The organism is Dietzia natronolimnaea, from assembly GCF_002289575.1.
Classification (GTDB): Bacteria; Actinomycetota; Actinomycetes; order Mycobacteriales; family Mycobacteriaceae; genus Dietzia; species Dietzia natronolimnaea_A.
In genome coordinates, this window is record NZ_NTGA01000040.1 from 1 (window position 1) to 18,461 (window position 18,461).

17 protein-coding genes and 1 pseudogene are annotated in these 18,461 nt (G+C 63.2%); 4 read left to right on the top strand and 14 right to left on the bottom strand.

Going from position 1 to position 18,461, the window contains the following annotated elements; translation table 11 throughout:
- The 4 genes from CEY15_RS16710 to CEY15_RS16725 all read right to left on the bottom strand — a co-directional run.
- Positions 1-1,020 (bottom strand): BtrH N-terminal domain-containing protein (locus CEY15_RS16710; RefSeq protein ID WP_141244292.1); only part of this gene is annotated, 1,020 nt, incomplete at its 3' end.
- Complete coding sequence (locus CEY15_RS16715; RefSeq protein ID WP_095719377.1) at positions 1,013-1,537, bottom strand: PadR family transcriptional regulator; 525 nt, start codon at positions 1,535-1,537, stop codon at positions 1,013-1,015. The genes CEY15_RS16710 and CEY15_RS16715, both read right to left, overlap by 8 nt.
- Before the next feature lie 319 nt (positions 1,538-1,856).
- On the bottom strand, positions 1,857-2,141 hold the full coding sequence (locus CEY15_RS18240) for a hypothetical protein (protein WP_141244293.1): 285 nt from the start codon (positions 2,139-2,141) through the stop codon (positions 1,857-1,859).
- A 4-nt stretch (positions 2,142-2,145) separates the two neighbouring features.
- Positions 2,146-4,086 carry a heavy metal translocating P-type ATPase gene (locus tag CEY15_RS16725; RefSeq protein WP_095719386.1) on the bottom strand — a complete coding sequence of 647 codons (1,941 nt, stop codon included), beginning with the start codon at positions 4,084-4,086 and terminating at the stop codon, positions 2,146-2,148.
- A gap of 30 nt (positions 4,087-4,116) precedes the next feature.
- Between CEY15_RS16725 and CEY15_RS16730 the strand changes: the two genes are divergently transcribed.
- A complete protein-coding gene (locus tag CEY15_RS16730; RefSeq protein ID WP_095719378.1) occupies positions 4,117-4,377 on the top strand; it encodes a hypothetical protein in 261 nt (86 codons plus the stop codon).
- Between the two features lie 619 nt (positions 4,378-4,996).
- Here the strand turns inward: CEY15_RS16730 and CEY15_RS16735 are convergent.
- The 6 genes from CEY15_RS16735 to CEY15_RS16760 form a co-directional block, all read right to left on the bottom strand.
- On the bottom strand, positions 4,997-6,226 hold the full coding sequence (locus tag CEY15_RS16735) for a L,D-transpeptidase (protein ID WP_245847694.1): 1,230 nt from the start codon (positions 6,224-6,226) through the stop codon (positions 4,997-4,999).
- An 86-nt stretch (positions 6,227-6,312) separates the two neighbouring features.
- Positions 6,313-7,155, bottom strand: coding sequence for a F510_1955 family glycosylhydrolase (locus CEY15_RS16740; protein WP_245847695.1), 843 nt, complete (start codon positions 7,153-7,155; stop codon positions 6,313-6,315).
- A gap of 110 nt (positions 7,156-7,265) precedes the next feature.
- Positions 7,266-7,898 carry a DUF305 domain-containing protein gene (locus tag CEY15_RS16745; protein ID WP_095719381.1) on the bottom strand — a complete coding sequence of 211 codons (633 nt, stop codon included), beginning with the start codon at positions 7,896-7,898 and terminating at the stop codon, positions 7,266-7,268.
- 76 nt (positions 7,899-7,974) lie between these two features.
- Positions 7,975-9,525, bottom strand: coding sequence for a multicopper oxidase family protein (locus CEY15_RS16750; RefSeq protein ID WP_306228048.1), 1,551 nt, complete (start codon positions 9,523-9,525; stop codon positions 7,975-7,977).
- A gap of 355 nt (positions 9,526-9,880) precedes the next feature.
- The gene (locus CEY15_RS16755) at positions 9,881-10,735 is read right to left on the bottom strand and encodes a cytochrome c biogenesis CcdA family protein (protein WP_043568439.1); all 855 of its coding nucleotides are present in this window, start codon (positions 10,733-10,735) and stop codon (positions 9,881-9,883) included.
- The gene (locus CEY15_RS16760) at positions 10,732-11,385 is read right to left on the bottom strand and encodes a TlpA family protein disulfide reductase (protein ID WP_245847696.1); all 654 of its coding nucleotides are present in this window, start codon (positions 11,383-11,385) and stop codon (positions 10,732-10,734) included. Before CEY15_RS16760 ends, CEY15_RS16755 begins: the two co-directional genes overlap by 4 nt.
- Positions 11,386-11,576: 191 nt before the next feature.
- Between CEY15_RS16760 and CEY15_RS16765 the strand changes: the two genes are divergently transcribed.
- The 3 genes from CEY15_RS16765 to CEY15_RS16775 all read left to right on the top strand — a co-directional run bounded on the left by CEY15_RS16765 (position 11,577) and on the right by CEY15_RS16775 (position 14,690).
- Entirely contained in the window at positions 11,577-12,512 is a 936-nt protein-coding gene (locus tag CEY15_RS16765; protein WP_095719382.1) for a cation diffusion facilitator family transporter, read from the top strand.
- A gap of 270 nt (positions 12,513-12,782) precedes the next feature.
- Positions 12,783-13,526 (top strand): M23 family metallopeptidase, encoded by a 744-nt coding sequence (locus tag CEY15_RS16770; RefSeq protein ID WP_081615259.1) that lies wholly within the window; start codon positions 12,783-12,785, stop codon positions 13,524-13,526.
- Between the two features lie 195 nt (positions 13,527-13,721).
- Positions 13,722-14,690 (top strand): SURF1 family cytochrome oxidase biogenesis protein, encoded by a 969-nt coding sequence (locus CEY15_RS16775; protein ID WP_245847697.1) that lies wholly within the window; start codon positions 13,722-13,724, stop codon positions 14,688-14,690.
- A 158-nt stretch (positions 14,691-14,848) separates the two neighbouring features.
- On the opposite strand, the gene lnt is transcribed toward CEY15_RS16775, so the two are convergent.
- The 4 genes and pseudogenes from lnt to CEY15_RS16795 all read right to left on the bottom strand — a co-directional run.
- The gene (gene lnt / locus CEY15_RS16780; RefSeq protein WP_245847698.1) at positions 14,849-16,327 is read right to left on the bottom strand and encodes an apolipoprotein N-acyltransferase; all 1,479 of its coding nucleotides are present in this window, start codon (positions 16,325-16,327) and stop codon (positions 14,849-14,851) included.
- A gap of 313 nt (positions 16,328-16,640) precedes the next feature.
- On the bottom strand, positions 16,641-17,006 hold the full coding sequence (locus CEY15_RS16785) for a cytochrome b5 domain-containing protein (RefSeq protein WP_095719384.1): 366 nt from the start codon (positions 17,004-17,006) through the stop codon (positions 16,641-16,643).
- Positions 17,003-17,497 (bottom strand): hypothetical protein, encoded by a 495-nt coding sequence (locus CEY15_RS16790; protein ID WP_245847699.1) that lies wholly within the window; start codon positions 17,495-17,497, stop codon positions 17,003-17,005. The genes CEY15_RS16785 and CEY15_RS16790 overlap by 4 nt, the downstream gene beginning before the upstream one ends.
- Positions 17,498-17,878: 381 nt before the next feature.
- Positions 17,879-18,289 (bottom strand): annotated as a pseudogene (locus tag CEY15_RS16795) (transposase); the annotation flags it as partial.
- Positions 18,290-18,461: the final 172 nt, after the last annotated feature.

The following is an 18,461-nucleotide window of genomic DNA, read 5'->3' on the forward strand; positions in this document are numbered from 1 at the left end:
GCCTACGGGCAGTCTCTCGTGTCCGTCGTCATCATCGAGCAGTTGACTCGCCTTGGCGAGATGGTCCGGGCTACCCGAGGCACCTGCCTTCTCGATGAGTTCGGCAACGCTCGTCCAGAGCAGCGCGGATTCGGCGAAGAGATCCCTTCCCTGCTCTACGAGGTCCGCGCCCGGCCTGCCTTCGAGTAGTCCGTGGCACTCGGTCAGGAAGTCTCGGTACAGGTTGCGAAACAGTGCGCCTCCGGTGCCCGCGCGTTCCATCAGGGTGGCGATGACTGTGAGGTTGCGGCCGGGGTCCTCGACTCGATCGAACCACGAGTGCACGCGCTTGGCTGCTGTGCGGATTCCTCGGTTGCCGAGGTTGGCGATCGCCGGCGTCAGGAAGTCCTCAGCGCACGCGGTGATCGCGGAGATGATCGCTGGGATGAGGTGCCCGCCATCCATGTTCGGCACCGCCACCTTCACGGTGAAGGACCGGTGGCGGGCCGACATCGGCCCGCGTGCGGCTCGCGCTCTGGCCAGGCTCTCCAGGCTCGTGGACACGGCTCCGCCCTGCTGCGCGGTGTCGACCAAATAGGCCCGCTCGGCGTCGTAGCCGTACATGGCGACGACGTGACCGGCGAAGTGCACGCGGGATCCGAAGTACTCCAGGTCATGGCTGTCGAGCTGTAGCCCTACGGGGATCCCATCGTCGATCGAGGAGCGGACCTGGTCCCAGGCCTTACGTGCGGAGGTGGTCTCCTGCACGCGCAGCTCGAGCCCCAGCCGTTGGGTCAGGTTCTGGGCGAGCACGAAGGGCTTCACCCTGCCGCCCAGGAAGGGCAGCTCCTGTTGCTTCGAGTCCCAGTAGATGAAGGACAGCCCGCTCCCCAACCCAAAGAGCATCGGTTCGGAGAGGTCGAGTCCGGCATGTCGCAGGAGCACGCCGAGCGCCGTCGTCTCGCAGTGCGAGCCGCCGGCCGTGGAGACTCCGTCGATGATCGTCCTGTCGGACGGTTTGAGCTCGGCCTTGTCACTCATCGGATACCTGGACTCGTTCGGCGAGCCACGACCTTTCCGCCTCCAGGAGGCTGAGGGAGTAGGAGAAGACCTCCCGTGCGGGGCGTGGGAGGGGAGCTTGCGACCGCTCGGCTTCCATGACTGATGCGATCCTGGCCTCGAGCTGAATCAGCCTGCTGCGCAGCGCCTCGTCGTAGGCGCGCTCCGAGACCAGCGGCAAGTTGGCCAGTCCGACGAGGACCGGATGTGGAACCGCCCGAAGATCGGCGATGAACGCAACGGCTTCTTCTGCGGCGATCTGCCGCCCCTCCGCAGTGGCCTGGAACACCCGCCGAGACTTCACGCCAGAACGGCCCTCGGCGGCCTCGATGAGGCCGCGCTTCTCCAGCTTGGCGAGCACGTAGTAGATCGATGAGAAGCCGATGTCCGTCCACTGTCGGATGCCGCGCTGCTCGATCACCTGTTCCAGGTCGTAGCCGTGCCGGGGGTGCTCAACGATCAGGCCCAGCACGGTCAGTTCGGCAGAAGTCAATTCCACTCAACTATTCTAGCACTAGGATAGTTGGCCATCGGAGACCCATCTGGAGACCGGGCCGGGCGCATTCGCCCCCAGCTGAGGCCCCCGGGACGGTGGTGTCAGATCTCGTCGACACTCGACCCGACGGCGGTGCCAAATGGTGCTCACGGCCGCCGACAATCGGTGTCCGATGAGACCGACAGAATCAACGACCACTGTCAGGGTGTGTCACCGTCATTTGTCCTCTCATTTTTTGCGCGGGCGGGCCAGCATGATTCGCTCGGCCTGTAAAGCTGCGTCGCCGACCTTGGACCCTTTGGAGGGCGGCCGAATCGGCGCATCAGGTCAGGTGTAGTGAGGTCTGATCGTTGCTGGTCAAAACTAGTTCGCTGGGCTGCACCGAGGCGATGAGATCGTCCGGCCTGTCAGTCACCGGCATGGTGTCGAGTTTCTCGATGATCGCGGGTGCGTCCAGACCGGCCAGGCCATAGGACTCCAACGCCGCGGCGGGCGTTGCTGTCGCAGCGTTCTCCGACGTTTCGCTCGAGCAGCCGGCGAGGGTGAGCGCCCCGGCGGCAAGGAGTGGGACCGCCGCTCGTCGAGGGAACTGGTGGGTGGTGTTCATCGTGTTATCTCTGCTCCATTGCCTTGGTGACTGTTTCCGGGTTGAGGTCGAGGCGGCGCAACAGTTGGGCATTGAGCGCGACGACGACCGTCGACGCCGACATGAGGATGGCGCCGACGCTCATCGGCAGCACGAACCCGATCGGCGCCAACACTCCGGCGGCCAGGGGCACGGCGGCGAGGTTGTAACCGGCAGCCCACCACAGGTTCTGCTTCATCTTGCGGTAGCTCGCGCGGGAGAGTTCGATGACCGAGAGCACCGAGCGCGGATCCGATGACGCCAGGATCACGCCCGCGGAGCCGATCGCCACGTCGGTTCCGGCACCGATGGCGATGCCGACATCGGCCTGGGCCAGTGCGGGAGCGTCGTTGACCCCGTCACCGACCATGGCCACCTTGCGACCCTCGTCTTGGAGTTGGGCGACCTTGGCGGCCTTGTCCTCGGGCCGGACTCCGGCGAAGACCCGGTCGATCCCCAATTCGGCGGCGACGGTGTCGGCCACGGCCTGGGCATCGCCGGTGATCATGACGACCTGGGCACCGACGGTATGCAATGCGTCGACGGCGTCGCGGGATTCCGGCCGGATCTCGTCGGCCAACCGCAGCGCTCCGATCACCTGACCATCGGCGAGGACGTGCAGGATGATTGCGCCCTCGGTGCGCCACTGATCGGCGACGGGGAGCTCGTCGCGGTCATGCTGTTCGAGCAGGTACGGGCCACCGACCTCGACCACGGTGCCGTCCACCGTGGCCCTCACGCCCACAGCTGGTGAGGAGGAGAAGTCGGTCGCCTTCGGTACCGTCAGTTCGCGGTCTCGCGCGGCACCGACCACAGCTCGGGCGAGCGGGTGCTCGCTGTCGCTCTCGGCCGCGGCGGCGAGGGCCAGCACTTCGTTCTCGGTGTGTCCCTTGATTGGTTCGATCCCGGTGACGGTGGGCTCGCCCTTGGTAAGGGTTCCGGTCTTGTCGAACAGGACCGAGTCCACTGTCCGCATCGACTCCAGCGCGAGGCGGTCCTTGATTAGGACGCCACCGCGTGCGGCGCGTTCGGTGGCGATGGAGACCACCAGCGGGATCGCCAGTCCCAGCGCGTGCGGACATGCGATCACTAGCACGGTGATCGTGCGGACCACCGCCGCGTCCGGCATTCCCAGAACGCTCCAGACTACGGCGGTGATCGCAGCCGCGCCGAGTGCGAACCAGAACAGCCACCTTGCTGCGGTGTCGGCGATGCGCTGAGCTCGCGAGGAGGACGCCTGCGCGTCGGCCACGAGCTTCTGGATTCCGGCCAGGGCCGTGTCATCTCCGATCGCGGAGACCTCGACGCGAAGGCCCGAATCGGTGGCGACCGTGCCGGCGACCACCTGCTCGCCGATCTCACGGCGGACCGTTTTAGATTCTCCGGTGACCATGGATTCGTCCATGCTGGCCGAGCCGTCGATGATCCTGCCGTCGGCGGGAACAGAGGCACCGGGGCGGACGATCACGACGTCACCGACCACCAGGTCGGCCGGGGCGACCGTGACGATGTCGTCGCCGTCGACCTTCTCGGCCTCATCCGGGAGAAGAGCCGCCAGGGAATCGAGCGCAGAGGTGGTCTGCGCCAGGGAGCGCATTTCGATCCAGTGGCCCAGCAGCATGATGACCACCAGCAGGGACATTTCCCACCAGAAGTTCAGCTCATGATCCAGCACGCTCAGGCTCGCACCCCAGGAGGCGATGAACGCCACGGTGATAGCCAGGCCGATCAGGAGCATCATCCCGGGTTGACGAGCGCGGATCTCGGAGGCCGCGCCCGTCAGGAACGGCTGGCCGCCCCAGACATAGATCACCGTGCCCAGGACGGGGGAGACCCACCACACCCAGTCGGCGTCAGGGAGCTGGTATCCGAGGAGGTCGGCGAACATCTCGTTCAGGGTGACCACCGGTATCGCCAGCACGAGCATGATCCAGAAGAGGCGTCGGAACTGACCCACATGGTCGCCGTGCCCCGCATGCCCGCCGTGCCCGGCGTGCCCGCCGTGATCCTCGTGCCCGGCGTGATGCTGCCCCGCGTGGCCGTGGCCCGTGGGGTCACCGGTCTCGTCCCGGTGATGGTGGTCGGCTACCGTGGTGCCCTCGTCTGCACTGGGCTCGTGGTGGTGGGCGTGGTCATGCTGACCATGTGGCTGGCTCATGTGTTCACTTCCCTAATTGTTGGGTGCGACGCGGTCGGTCTGATCGTCCAATTCCAGTAGTTTGGGAGCTTCAATATCTATAAGTCCTGAAGGAGCTGAACAGCATGAGCACGACTCCCGAACAGCCGTGAGCGGTGGTGCATCATGCGTTCTAGAGGCCATAGATATTCCTTTCCTCGGGGCCCAGGGGCAGTTGCCCCGAACAAAGAGCCCTATACCCCCATAGGGTATAGGGCTACGCTCCTTGACGCTACTTGAATCGGCCGTACTACGGCCGAGGAAACCGGAACTCTGGCCCGAGTCGGTGGCACTAAACTCGCTCGCCCTACTTACTTCGGTCGGCACTCAGGCTCGTGGGGGAACTCCTGCGTTTTGGTGGAGATCGCGTCAAGGTAAGGTCAAGAGTGGTCTTCGTTTGTGTCCGCGGCTCACTTCGCTTGCACTCTGATCGCCCGGACGCCGTATGGGTTGACCGGTAGGCGGGCGCAAGAGCCGTGGCGGTAAGGGCTTTGGGCGCGCGGAGACGAGCTCACCGTGCTGGCGGTGCAGCGCGAACCAGGCCCTTGCCGCCGCAGTCGAGCAGTTCGTCATAGAGACGGGCGACGCCTATTAACGCAGGCCAACACCCGGCCATGTCTGTATCCGCAACCAATTGTTCGGAACCCTGGCCGAGGGCCTCTTAGGCTAGGTCGGCATTTCCAGCACGCCAGGTTTCCCACGGGATGTTCCAGTCGCCCAGCCCGTCGGTCCCGGGAAGCGTCGGTCCGACGGTATTGATGACCTTGACCACGTCGCCCCGGTTGCTGCTGTTCTGGAACGACTTGGCGTAGGCGTCGGTGACATTGATACAGCCGTTACTGACGTTGGTGAAGCCCTGTTGTTCAACGGACCATGGGGCGGCATGGACGTAGATCCCGCTGTAGGACATCTGGGTGGCCCAGTTGACTGAAAGCCGGTAGCCGTCGGCCGAGTCGACCGGCACACCAAACGTCGATGAATCCATGATGAGCGATTCGTATCGGTCGCCGATGTAGTAGGTGCCGTTCGGGGTGGGTGTCGATGCCTTTCCTAGTGAGACCGGGCTACTGCTGACGACCTCGCCATTGATTCGGGTCGTCATTGTCTTGGTGTTGTCGTCGATCGTGGTGATGACCTCGTCGCCGATCGTGAAGTTGCTGTTTGCGTCCTGGGCTCCGTAAAGGCCTCCGCCCATATCGGTGCCGTAGATGTTGACGTCGACGTCGACCTCGGTGCCCGGTGCCCAGAACTCGGCGGGGCGCCAGCGAACCTCCGAGGGCGACACCCAGTAGAAGGCTCCTTCGACGGCGGGGGTCGTGGTGACCTCGATGGCGTCCTGGACGGCCTTGCGGTCGCCGACGGCGGACTCGAAACGCACCGCGACCGGCTGCGCGATACCTACCGTTTGGCCCTGACCGGTCACCAGGCTCGCGCTGGTGGTCGAGTTCGGGACCAGTGTGCTGAACGAGGACGAGTCTGTAATCGTCTCACCGTCGTCGTTAGTGGCGCTCGCCTCGATCGAGTAATCCCGGTTGTAGCCCAGAGTCTCGGTGGTGCGCCACTGGGAGCGTTCCGCGTTGAACTCGCCTTCGACCTCGCGGCCTTCTTCGTTTGTGACCGTGACATCGTCGAACGCACCGTCTGTCACATCCAAGACGATCGGTTCCCGCGGCGTCGCGGCCACTGTCCCATCTTCGAACGAGGTGTGAATGACGGCCGCAGCGGCGGGGGCTTCTTTCGGTGCAGCGGCCGTCGAGGTGTCCTCGGTATCTCCGATCGTGCACGCGCTCAGCCCTACTGCGGCCACCAAGGCCACCGCGACCGAGGCAAGCCGTTTCGCTGGAGTGCGCTCTGGTGCGGTTCCGCCTGCGAGCATCGCTTCTTTCCTCACCACTTCTCCCTCGAGTTCGTATGCGTTCTGACCGGTAGTTTCCATTCCGTCTTCGGTCGGCCTTGGTTTGCGCCGCCGACGACGTTTCAGGGAATCGTTAATGTATGAAATGACCGTCCATCAGCAGCGTAGGCAGTGTTTTGGTCCGCGGCGATGATGGCTTCGACTTCACCGACAACTGGTCCCTGCTGCCACTCGTCGTCGTTGACGTTCTTGCGCCAGGCGGTGCCGTCGGTGTCGATCCCCCAGAGGGTGCCGTCTTCGGCTGCAGATATCAGCAGGAGTTCGGGAGCAGCTGGTACTGATGCGAATGTGCGCCCGATGTCGGTGCTGAGTTGTAGGCCTCCTGCGGTTGTGGCCCAGATGCCCTCGTCGGTAATCGCCAATGCTCTCGCGGCTATCTCGATGCCGTCGGTCCAACTGACGCCCGAGTCGGTGGACGTTCGAATTCCGTTGGCGGTGTCGAATCCGACAAGGGTGTTTCCGTCGGTGGTCAGCGCGTGAAAGTCGACTTCGCCGGAGAGGGATTTCGTCGCCCACGACTGGCCGCCGTCGACACTCTCGATGAGTCCGAGAGGATTGGGGGCGGAGCTTGACGGGCCGGGATGGCCCGAGGCGTAGAGGTTATCCGTCCCGGGCGCGCCTGTGAGCCCCATGAAGTCGTCGTCGGCGTCGCCGACGCGGGTGGTCGCACCATCGGGGTTGAGGACGAAAAGCCCCGTATGCGTGCCGGCCAGCACCCTTCCCTCAGCATCGAGGTGGAGTCCGTGCACATGGTCAAGCGCGGGTGTTAATGCGGTGCCGACCGTCGATGAGGCGTCCCCGGATTCGGGTGCTGGCGTCTGCTGCGGGCTTGAACACGCGGTCGCGGTGAGAGCCGATGCAAGGATGGCTATTGGGGCCCAGGCCCGCTTTCGGTGCGAAAGCATGAATGCGTATCTCGTTTCTGGCAGGGGCAAGAAAATGTGTTGATGCCCAGACGGTCTCCGGCGGGGTCGGACTGCCATCGACCCCGCCGGGGTATACAAGGCTTCGTTTTCTACATGGGGTCAAGCAACTGCCGCATGGTGTCGATTTCCTGCTGCTGGGTGTCGATGATGGTTTGCGCCAGATCGACAGCCGGCGGGTACGTGCCGTTCTCCACCTGGTCTTCGGCCATGGCCACGGCACCTTCGTGGTGGGCGATCATCTGGTTAAGGAACAACTCGGCAGCCTCAGGGCCGGGAGCGTCGGACAACTGCTGCAATTCCTCATCGGAGAGCATGCCCTCCATCTGCGCCATGTCATTGTCACCGCCCATGTCCATGTCCATGTCCATGCCTTCGGGCTGCGTCGGCTCGCCCCACTGCTCAAGCCAGTCGGTCAGCTGCGCGATCTCGGGCCCCTGGGCCGCCTTGATCTCCTCGGCCAGCGAGGTGACGTCGGCGGGGACATCATCCTTGGACAAAATGATGTCGCTCATCTCGATGGCTTGCTCATGGTGGGGGATCATCATCTGGGCGAACATCACGTCAGCCTCGGAATGCTGAGCTGATTCCTCTGCCTGCTCGGTGGTCGAACTCCCGCTGGTCGCAGTGGTCTCGACGGCGGTCGTGGTCTCGCTGGCCGTGTCGGTCTCGTCGCTGGTGCAGGCGGACAGCCCCAGCAGGACCGCGGCGGCAGCGGCGGTCATCACAAGCTTCTTTCGATTCATCTGGGTTCCCTTTCTTCTGCGGACTTTCGGGCCCGCGAGTGGATCACCTTGCCGGTCAGGCGAGGTAAGACAGAGTGGTCATCATCCCGGCCTCTTGGTGATAGGCGTTGTGGCAGTGCAACGCCCACTGGCCAGGATTATCGGTGTCGAACTCGATCTCAATAGTGCGCATCGGCCGAATCGTGACGGTATCCTTGCGAAGCCCGCTGTCCGCGAGCGCGAACGTATGTCCGTGCAGGTGCATCGGATGGAACATGTCGGACATGTTCCGCATCCGCATCCGCACCCGCTCCCCACTGTTGACCTCCAGCGGCACCGAATCCGGGTGGACTTGGCTGTTGAGGGTCCACCGGTACGGCGACATCGTCCCGCCCAGGTCAACACTGTGGTACCGATCATGACTTTGGCTAGACAGACGTACTGCCTCGCTGGGGGATAAGTCGGTACCCAATAGCGGACGCCGGTCCACTTCGACTGGTCGGGAATTCGTCGGGAGATCGCCCGCTGCTGTACGTACAAGGGCCTGCGCGTGGCCATCCTTGCCTTCGGGCTGAGCGAACAACGGGAACACGCCGTCGCCGAGCGTGACCACAACATCGAACCGTTCACCCATACCGATCAGAAGAGAATCGGTGTCCTCGGGAAGCACGGGAAAGCCGTCAGTGTGAGTGACGGTCATCCGGTGCCCGCCAAGCGCGACCCGGAACGCGGTGTCGGCGCCGGCATTGACGAACCGGATGCGCACGCGTTGGCCCCGCGACGCTCTCCAAACGTAGGGGTCGACAGGGAGTCGACCATTGATCAGAAAGTGCGGGTAGGTGACATCCCCGGCGCTGCCGAGGATGGGGGACATCATCGACCCCTCACCCCCGTGCATGTCCATCATGTCGTGGTCCATCCCCTGCATCCCGGCATCTGCGGTGTCGGCACCGATGCCCAGATCACGGGCGACATCGTCGGGAGTCCGACCGGTCCCGTCGACCCAGTCGTCAAGGACCACGAGCCATTCATGGTCGTAGTCGCCGGGCTCGCCCGGATCATCGATGATCACCACTCCGTACAAGCCCCGATCGAGTTGCAGACCCGAATGTGAGTGGTAGAAGTACGTGCCCGGGTCTGGGGCGGTGAAGTCGTAGGTGAACGTGGTGCCTGGTGCGATCGGGTCCTGCGTCAACCCGGGAACCCCGTCCATGTCGTTGCTCATGGCGATCCCGTGCCAGTGCACGCTGGTCTCCTGGGGCAGCTGGTTGTCCACGGTGATCTGCAGCCGCTCTCCAGCTTGGGCCCGCACCAGTGGGCCTGGCAATTGTTGGTCGTATCCCCACGTTGAGACGACTCGGCCACCCAGATCAACGTCGACCGGACGGGGGGTCAACTGCGCAGATACCACCGTTTGGCCGGGGGAGCGTCGCTCCTGCTCAAGCCGCCTCACGAGATCTGACGAGGCTCCCACGGGACTGCCCGTGGCTGCTCCGGAACCAGAACATGCAGTCAGAGCGCCGGCGCCGGCGAGAAGCGATCCGGCCAAGAAAGACCGGCGGGAGACCAGCACGCGCGGCGCACGTCTTAGCGCACCTGCCCGCCCCGTGGCGTCAGCGTTCATCATGATCGGCGTTTCGCGAAGTCGCGGTCCCTACGTGAGATCCGAAAGAGATACCGGAAGAGACGACCCCAGTAGCAGGAGAGTGAGACCCGCGTAGGTGCCGATGCCCTCCGAAAAGACTGGTCGTCAAGGCCAGAACCATCGCCCAGAAACCGAGTACGAACGCGATCAACAGGACGATGTCGATCCAGTTCATACCGTAAAACCACCCCATCAGACTCAACTCCTTGCCTGTCTTAGAAACTCGATTCTGCGGGGCGAAATGCGAGATCTGGGTCATCGTTTCGTCAAGATCCGATCAAGGTTCTTTTCGGACAGACAGACTCGACTCGAGTTAGGAGAGACCATCGGAGCACTGTCAGATCGGCAAAGTGGTGTCTGAGACGGCGAAGTCGCGGAGCCAGTACACGAACTGCGTCCATATGCCGCTGAGCAGCAAGATTCCGACGACAATGAGCATGATGCCGCCGACGATCTGAATCGTTCGCGTGTGTCGTTGCAGCCAGCCCACCGTGCGGATGGCTCTCGTCGAACCGAAGGCCACCACGATAAAAGGCAGTCCGAGCCCCAGGCAGTACGCCACGATGAGCAGTACTCCGCGTGCGGCGTCGAGTCCGGTTCCGGCGGCCACCGACAACGCCGCTGCCAGCGTCGGTCCGAGACACGGCGTCCATCCCAGGGCGAAGACGGCGCCAAGTAGCGGCGCGCCCGCCCAGGTGGAAAGCGCTTTCGGCTGCATTCGAGTGTCCCTCTGGAGGGCGGGTATGGCCCCGATGAACACCAGACCCATCAAGATGGTCACCACACCGCCGAGCCGCTGCAGCAATTCTTGCTGGGGGGCGAGGTATTGCACGGTGCCCAGCACCATCGCCGACAGCAGCACGAAGACCACCGTGAATCCAGCAACGAATAGCACCGCGGCGAGGACGACTCGTCGTCGCGATGACACCCGCTGACGCTGCTGTTCAAGAGTGAGCGTGCTGGCTTCGGCGCGGCGTTGCTCGGCGGCCTGCACGGTCACCGCCGGGCGCTCCGCACCCACGATGCTGGCCATATATGCCAGATACCCGGGCACGAGCGGGACTACGCACGGCGAGGCGAACGAGACGAGTCCCGCAAGGACACATGCTCCCAACGCGAGAAGTAGAGGCCCGGAAGCAGCTGTTTGTTGGAACGTCTGGCCAATGGATTGCGCGATCAGCACCGTGTTCATGCAGCGTCGCTTTCAGCAGGCTCGGCCAGCAGTCTCTCGATGACCGGCTCCAACTGGGTGTCGGTGACCTCTGCTAGATATACCGCAGCGACTCGGTGCTGTTTGTCGAGAATCAGTGTCGCTGGCACCACCGAGGTGGGGAAACCATGTAGCGCTGCCACCGCGGCCTGCGATGGGTCCCAAATTGAGGGATAGGTGACCCCGTTGTCCTTGATGAAGTCGACAGGCTTTTGCCGATTCGGGTCGCGCAAGTTGACGCCGAGATTGGTGAACCCTCGCGCCTGGTACTTGTCCTGTAGTCGCTGCAGGTCGTCGGTTTCCGTCCGGCAGGGAGCACACCACTGACCCCACAGGTTGATCAGCACCACCTCGCCAGGAAAGTCTGCGACCGCCACAGTGGCCTCCGGATCTACTACTTCCGGGCCAGACATCGGCGCGATCTTCTGGCGGTCCGCCGGCGGATCATAGAAGATCTCAATCTGGCCGCCCGGGCTGACAAAATCGAACGTCTCACCTGAAGCGACGGCATCAGTGCCGCTAGCGCAGCCAGTAAGTACAAGCGAACTCACCACCACTGCGGCCAGTTGGCATCTTGCCCGTCTGCCCCAGCTACCGGGCTGCGCACCCTTGCCGAACACATCCGTCGTCATCACAGCATCAGCACCACTCTTGCCTGCACAGTCACACCGGACGATTGTGCCGCCCCTACCCCATTGGTTCGGTCGGGGTTCGATGAAGGTCTGATCAAGATTCCCAAGAGAAGCTGTGGGCACCGCGAGACCGATGCACAGTGTGCAGCTGACACGAGAACCGGATTCCGAGTGCAAAAAAGGAGACCCCCATGGCGCATGGGCATGGTGGACACGGGCAGGTGCAGGCTCGTGGGTGGGGCATGGCTATCTCGGCTTGGCTGACGGGAATCTACTTCGTCATCGAGTTGGCGATCGGGCTGTGGACCGGCTCGGTTGCGGTGATCTCGGACGCTTTTCACACCTTCTCGGCGGTCGGTGGTGTCCTAGTCGCCATCTTCGCTGCTCGACTCGCCCGCCGCCCCGCAGACGAAAATCGCAGCTTTGGCTGGTACCGCGCCGAGATCGTAGGCGCGCTGGTCAATGGCGGTTTCCTGCTAATCATGGCGATGGTGGTGATCGTGATGGCTGCCATGCGCATGAATGCTCCGGTTGACCTGCCCACGACGCCCATGCTGTGGGCAGCCGCGGGAGGCTTGCTTACCGAAATCGTTGCCCTGAGCCTGATCTGGAAACAAAGCCGCAGCGACATGAACGTTCGTGGCGCGTTGTGGCACATCATCCAGACCTTCGTCGGCAGCCTGCTCATCATCGTCACCGCACTAGTGATCAAGTTCACCGGGTTCTTGCTGATCGATCCGCTGCTCGGTTTGGCGTTCGGCTTCGTGCTTGTATGGGCAAGCTGGAGCATCCTGCGCGACGCCACCCATCTGCTCATGGAGGGCACACCCGACGAGGTCTACCTGTCTGACGTGACTGAAGACCTGGCAGCGATAGATGGGGTGGAAGACGTCCATCATGCCCATGCTTGGGCACTAACCAGTGGACGTTTCGTGTTCTCCGGCCACCTGCGCACCTCCGCAAGCGCCGATCCGCAGATCGTTCTCCAATCCGCCTCCAACTTGCTTCAGGATCGGTACGGCTTCTTCTTTTCTACTGTGCAGGTGGAGACCGACTGTCCCGATGAGTCTGCGGCAGCAGCGATCGACATCACACGTGCGGCGGGTACGAGGAGGGGGCAGGAGTAAGGACCTTGATCCTGCTTGCGTTGATCGCGGTTTAGTCACCCGGGACGATTGCGGGGTGGCTCCGGCCGGCCCGCGTTCGAACCAAAAATCACGTCGGGGTAACGGTCGGGCGATGCCGTAGATGAATAACAAATGGCGTATGACCTGCTGATTTCTGGATTCTCAGGAAACTCTCCGTGACAGGACGATATGCAACTGTTACCTTTTCGGGAGTCTCCAGTGGTCGTCGGTATGAAGCTGCGACCATCGCTTAAGTTGAAGGAATCAATCATGTCGAGCTCCTCCAAGAGCGTTCCGTTCGCCGATCTCATGGACTCGCTTGGTGTGGGCCACCGCATCTCTGCTGGTGGGCGTCATCGCGCCAACCGATCCAGGGGAGTGGGCCGGATCGCCGCCACCACGCTGGCTGGCGCCGCAATCGCCGGTGGCGCGGCGCTTAGTGTCGCCCCTGTGGCCGCTGCCCAATCGTCTGATCCCGAGCACGTCGGACAGATGGTCGAAGAGGCTGCCGCCCGCTATGGCATCGGAGCTGACGCGGTCCGCCAGTATGCAAGTCAGGCCCCCGGGCTGAGCCAGGCGCTCGGATTCGATACTGCTCAGTCGTCGTCTTCGGCGTTTTCGGTCGCCAGCCAAGCTCACAGGCCGACTGATGGAACGATCACCTCTGGCTTCGGCTCGCGGTGGGGCGCTAACCACAATGGCACCGACATCGCTGCGCCGATCGGCACACCCTTGTATGCAGCCAAGTCCGGCACGGTCGTGGCCTCCGGCCCCGCTTCCGGTTATGGGTTATGGATTCGCATCAAGACCGATGACGGCTATCTCTTGGAGTATGGCCACAACAATGCCAACTACGTCACCGAAGGCCAGCAGGTCACCGCCGGCCAGGTGATCGGTGAAGTCGGTAACCGTGGCTACTCGACTGGTCCGCATGTGCACTTCGGCGTACAGAATCCCGCCGGCCAGTGGATCGACTCGGTGTCATGGTTGGCCGCGAACGGCGTCGTCATCTGAGGACGTAGACAACGACCTGCTGCTCGACACTTCCGATCCAGGCCCGGATGCCACAATTCGGCACGCAACACGCTGATCTCGCCGGATCGGAACCATCCCTGCCGACAGTGGCGGGAGGCGGGCACGATTAATGATCGCCGGAGCTGGTGCCGACAGGAGGGCCCCGATGCCGACCGTCTTGCCATCACGCCTACCGTGAACGGCGTGCAGAGGGTCTTTCGCGTGATGACGCCGGGGTGGTTGATTTCCTTCATCGCCGTCGCACTGTTCGTCTATACGTGCTTCACACTGTTGGCGCCATGGCAGTTAGGCAAGAACGAGGATTTGAAGACGCGCAATTCCCAACTTCTTCACAGCGTCGAAGCCGATCCAGTGCCGTTGACGGAATTGACGGCGCGGGACGCGCCGTTGGACGAATCCGAGTGGCATCGGGTCACAGTAACCGGTCGCTATCTGCCCGAAGACGAAGTGCTCTTGCGGCAGCAAGCTGTCGACGGGGAACAGGTTTACCAAGTTCTCACCGCATTTCGGACCGAGGGCGGCGATGATCTGCTTATTAATCGTGGATGGGTTCGCGTTGGCGAGAACAACACGGTGCCGACCTACCCGGCCGCGGTAGCCGATCCAGTGACCATCACCGCCAGGCTCAGAATGCCCACCGACACCCCGGCCGAACCGATAGTTCTGCACGATCGTCACATGGTGCGCTCCATTGAAACCTCGACGATCGGTCGGGTTCTGGATCTCGATCTTGCTGGCTATCATCTCCAGCTCCCCGGAGGTCAACCAGGATCACTCGAGCCAACTCCGATACCGGAAGTCGAGGCGGGTTCGTACCTGTCCTATGGGCTTCAATGGCTTGCATTCGGAGTTCTAGCGCCAATTGGGCTTGGCTACTTTCTGTGGAGTGAAATCCGGGAGCGGCGCCGCCAACGTAGCCAGGGCAACGACGAGCAAGGCAGCCTAGGCGACGGTGCTGTGGGACCTGGTGACAGGGATATCGATCCTGATGTCGTATCCGGTCATATTGCTGAGGTGGATGCGGCCACGGAGGCAGTGGCCCATGAGCGCCTCGTAACGATGACCGTTCGTGATCGCTACGGCACCAGATTTGAGGCTGAACGCCGACGGCGTCTACGTCCGAGAAATAGGCTTGATTACTGAGTCCAATCCTCGAGCTGGCTCTCGCCCTTACCTCGCGGGAGCTCATCAATTTCTCGCCCTCGGCGCCCTGCCCGACATGCTCACGTTGAGCGCCTGCAGCCGGCCCGGCCGACGACGGGTCCGCTCCCGATATCGGCGCGCACTCATGGCCGGGGATCTCAGCCCCGCCGACGGCGGCTAGCAATCCACCCCACCAGCATCGCGAATACTGCGGTGACCGTGATGATGAGTTCAGGAATTGAACGTAATCGGGTGGCAAGTGTGAACTCGGTATTGAGCGGGACCTGTGCGACGAGGGCATCGGCAGTGAACATTTCGGTCTGCTCGAGGACATCGCCATTCGCCGCGATAATCGCGCTGACACCGCTGGTGGCTGCTACCACCACCGTGCGGTTGTGTTCGACAGCGCGCAGCCGCGACATCGCCAGCTGCTGATAGGTCATGTCGGTATCGCCGAAGGTTGCATTGTTCGTTGGTACCGCGATCAACTGCGCCCCCGACCGAACCGACTCGGATACCAGATCATCGAACGCGACCTCATAACAGGTGGCCACAGCGAGCGGTGTCTCATCGATGGTCACCACACCATCGCCGTTACCGGGCACGAAGTTGCCCGCCTGCGCGGCATAAGGCGAAAGCTTGCTCACGATCGATCGCATTGGCAGATATTCACCAAATGGAACCAGGCGTCTTTTGTCGTGCGCATCGCCAGGTCCTGTTCCTTGCTCCCACACCAGCGCTGTATTTCGGGTGGTACCGGAGCCAGTGGACACCACCGCCCCCACAAGGATCGGAGCACCGATCGCCTCTGTGGCCGCATCGATCCGCTCTGCAGCGTCGGCATTGCGAAACGGGTCGATGTCTGATGCGTTCTCCGGCCAGATCACCAGATCCGGTGCGGGCTTCACCCCCGCTGCGACCTCGGCGGCGAGAGCGTCGGTACGAGCCACATGATTGTCCAGTACAGCGCGCCGTTGCGCGTTGAAATCCAGACCGAGTCGGGGCACGTTGCCCTGGACTAGGGCAACCGTTTTAGAGGGGGTGGTGACCGCTGCGGCAGGGACGGGCATCGAGCCGAGTGCAGAGGCGGTCACAAGCACCGACCCGAGCAGCGACACCGAGCGCCAGGCGGAGCGCCGAGCAAGTCCGACGACCACTGCAGCCGTCGCGCTGCCCACCAGTGCAACGGACAGGCTCACCCCTGGCGCCCCAGCGATCTGAGCGATCGCCAGCAATGGTCCATCAGTCTGACCGAACGCCAGCCGGCCCCAGGGAAACCCACCGAAGGGCAGGCGCGCTCGAACCGCTTCGGTGGCCACCCAGCAGCACGCGATCCACAGTGCAGCCCCGGGCAGCCGCGCCACCAGTGCGGTGGCCCCAGCGAAGACAGCGACTGCCACGGCCTGTAGCGCCGCTAATGCTAGCCAGGGGACAGCGCCGACATAAACCCCCACCCAGGGCAGTAAAGGTACGAAGAACCCGAGACCAGCCAGGTATCCCAATCCGAACGCGCCGCGCACGCCGATCCCTCGGACCGACAGAACCAAAATGGCAAGACCGGCCGGGGCGAGAAACCACAAGGATAGAGGCGGGAAACTGGTGTACAGCAGTATTCCTGCGCCCAATGACGACACCATTCGACCAAGCGCACGGCCGACGGGGTGACTATTTAGCCACCGCCGAGAAGGCGTTGACCGCGGTTGATTTCGGGTAACCCCGCCCATCCTGAGGCCGACTGCTGGCAGTACCACCGATTGCGGCCCACGGTTCTTCTGTCGTGTTGTCATGTCACGCTCGCGAGGTGCGCTCTCGTCTTCCGCAGAGGTCGCGGGGGGAGCGAATCGAACCCGTTCACGGCCTCGCTGAGTCCACGCGCGCGGCCCCGGAGCGGGGCCCGGCACATGCCTCCGACCGGGACGCACAGAGCGGATCGGAAGCATATCTGCCGGGTCACCCGGCGAGCTGGCCGATCTGGAACTCGGCGAGCCGCGATTGTGGCCCGGAAGCTCCACTGTGCTGGTCGGTGAAACTCTCCGTCCCGTCCGTACCGCACAGCTGCTCGATCCGGTCCGGCCCGCCCGGGTGTTGGTCGACCCACGCGGTGATGTCATAGACGATGTTCTCGATCACAGTCCAACACGAGTCGGTCGAATCGTTCTGCTGGACCTCCGCCATCGTGACCTGCTTCTTGGTTCCCTCACCCGTCTGGAGCTGCTCTGCCTGTTCTGGCGCGCCCGTGTCGTTCCCGGCGCAGCCCACAGCTAGGAGCAGGGCGGCGGTAGTGCCGGAGGCGGTGAGTGTCCTGCGCAGCCTCATTCGATCTCCTCGTATAGTGATCTACCGAAAGTCCAGGCGGCCAGCCACGTGCACAGGACCGTGAGCACCAGTGCTACGCCGATGTGGAATGCCAAGGTCGAACTGCCCCCTAAGCTCGCTTGGGCGAACGTGGCCCCGAACAGGACGAGGGCGACGACTGCAGCCCAGCGACCTCGCCGTGTAGCCCACGCGCGCCACCCTAGAACCAGAGCCAGCACGCCGGTGAGGACATGAAGGGCGATGGCGGCCGAGCTGTGGACGTCCAGACTGGTGCCGTCCTGGACCAGCACCCCTGCCGAAGTGAAGAGGAGTCCGAGGGCGCTGACCGTCAACAAGGCCACCGCTCGTGCGAGCAACAACAATCGTCCGGAAATCTGTAAATCTTGTGATCGCGACACTTTCCCTTTCTCGAGCTGCTCGTCCACTTCTTCGTGGTGGGAGGCGGCCGGCGACCCGCCCCACTTGTCCCCCAATGCCGCACGCACTGTCACATCTGGAGATTGTGCTGTGCTGACCTCTTGATTCGGTCGGGGTTTGATGAAGGTCTGATCAAGATCCCGGACGTGACGGTCGCTGACGCGGTGCTGATGTGGTGCGCGGCCAGTTGGGGTGAACCTGGGTGAAGCCTGTCAGGACGTCCAGCTTCCGAAGGTGAACCGCAGGTAAAGCCCCTGGTAGTGGTGTAACTGGATTGTGATCCTTCGTTGGTGATCAGGCGGGTAGTTGCATTAGCCCCGCTGATTCACGGAGCGTGAGGATTGCTGCTGTCGGGTGACGGCGGGATCCATTTCGTGGGTGGGCGTGCAGGAGTGCCGGCTGGCGCTGCCGGTGGGCGGGTCTCCGGTGGTTCTGTCGTGGGCGGGTGGGTGAGGTTAGGCCGGTTTTGGGATCGCGGCGATCGTGTTGAACACTGCGACGATGGCAGTCGCCCAGGGCCACGTTTCGGGAATCTTCACGCGCCGCCGTCGGCCGCTTCGGACCAGCCGGGCTGCGACGTGGAGGAAGCGGTAGCGCAGCGCTTTGGGCTCGCACAAGGCGAGGACTGCGGCGTCGCCGGTGCAAGCGAGCATCCGGGTCCAGGCCACCAGATCCGCGGCGAGCATCACCGCCACGAGCCAGGCCTGGTTTAAAGCGAACTCCCGCGAGGGCAGACGGCCCAGGCCGGTGTCTTTGGCGTGTCGGATCCGGTCCTCGACCCGGGCGTGAGCCCGGTGTCTGGCCTCGAGGAACTGCAGCTGGCCGGTGGCAGTGTTGGTGACGAATGCTTGGTAGCGCCACCCGTCGGGGCGTGTCAGATGGTCTGTGTGAGTTGATCCGGAGGAGGAATCATGAACGCTATGGCTGTTGACGACCACGACGCTACGGATGTATCAGATGCTGCTGGGCTTCGCCGGGAGGTGTTCTCGGATGCGCTGATTGATCACGTACTCGCCGAGACCCGTTCGCGAGGGTTGG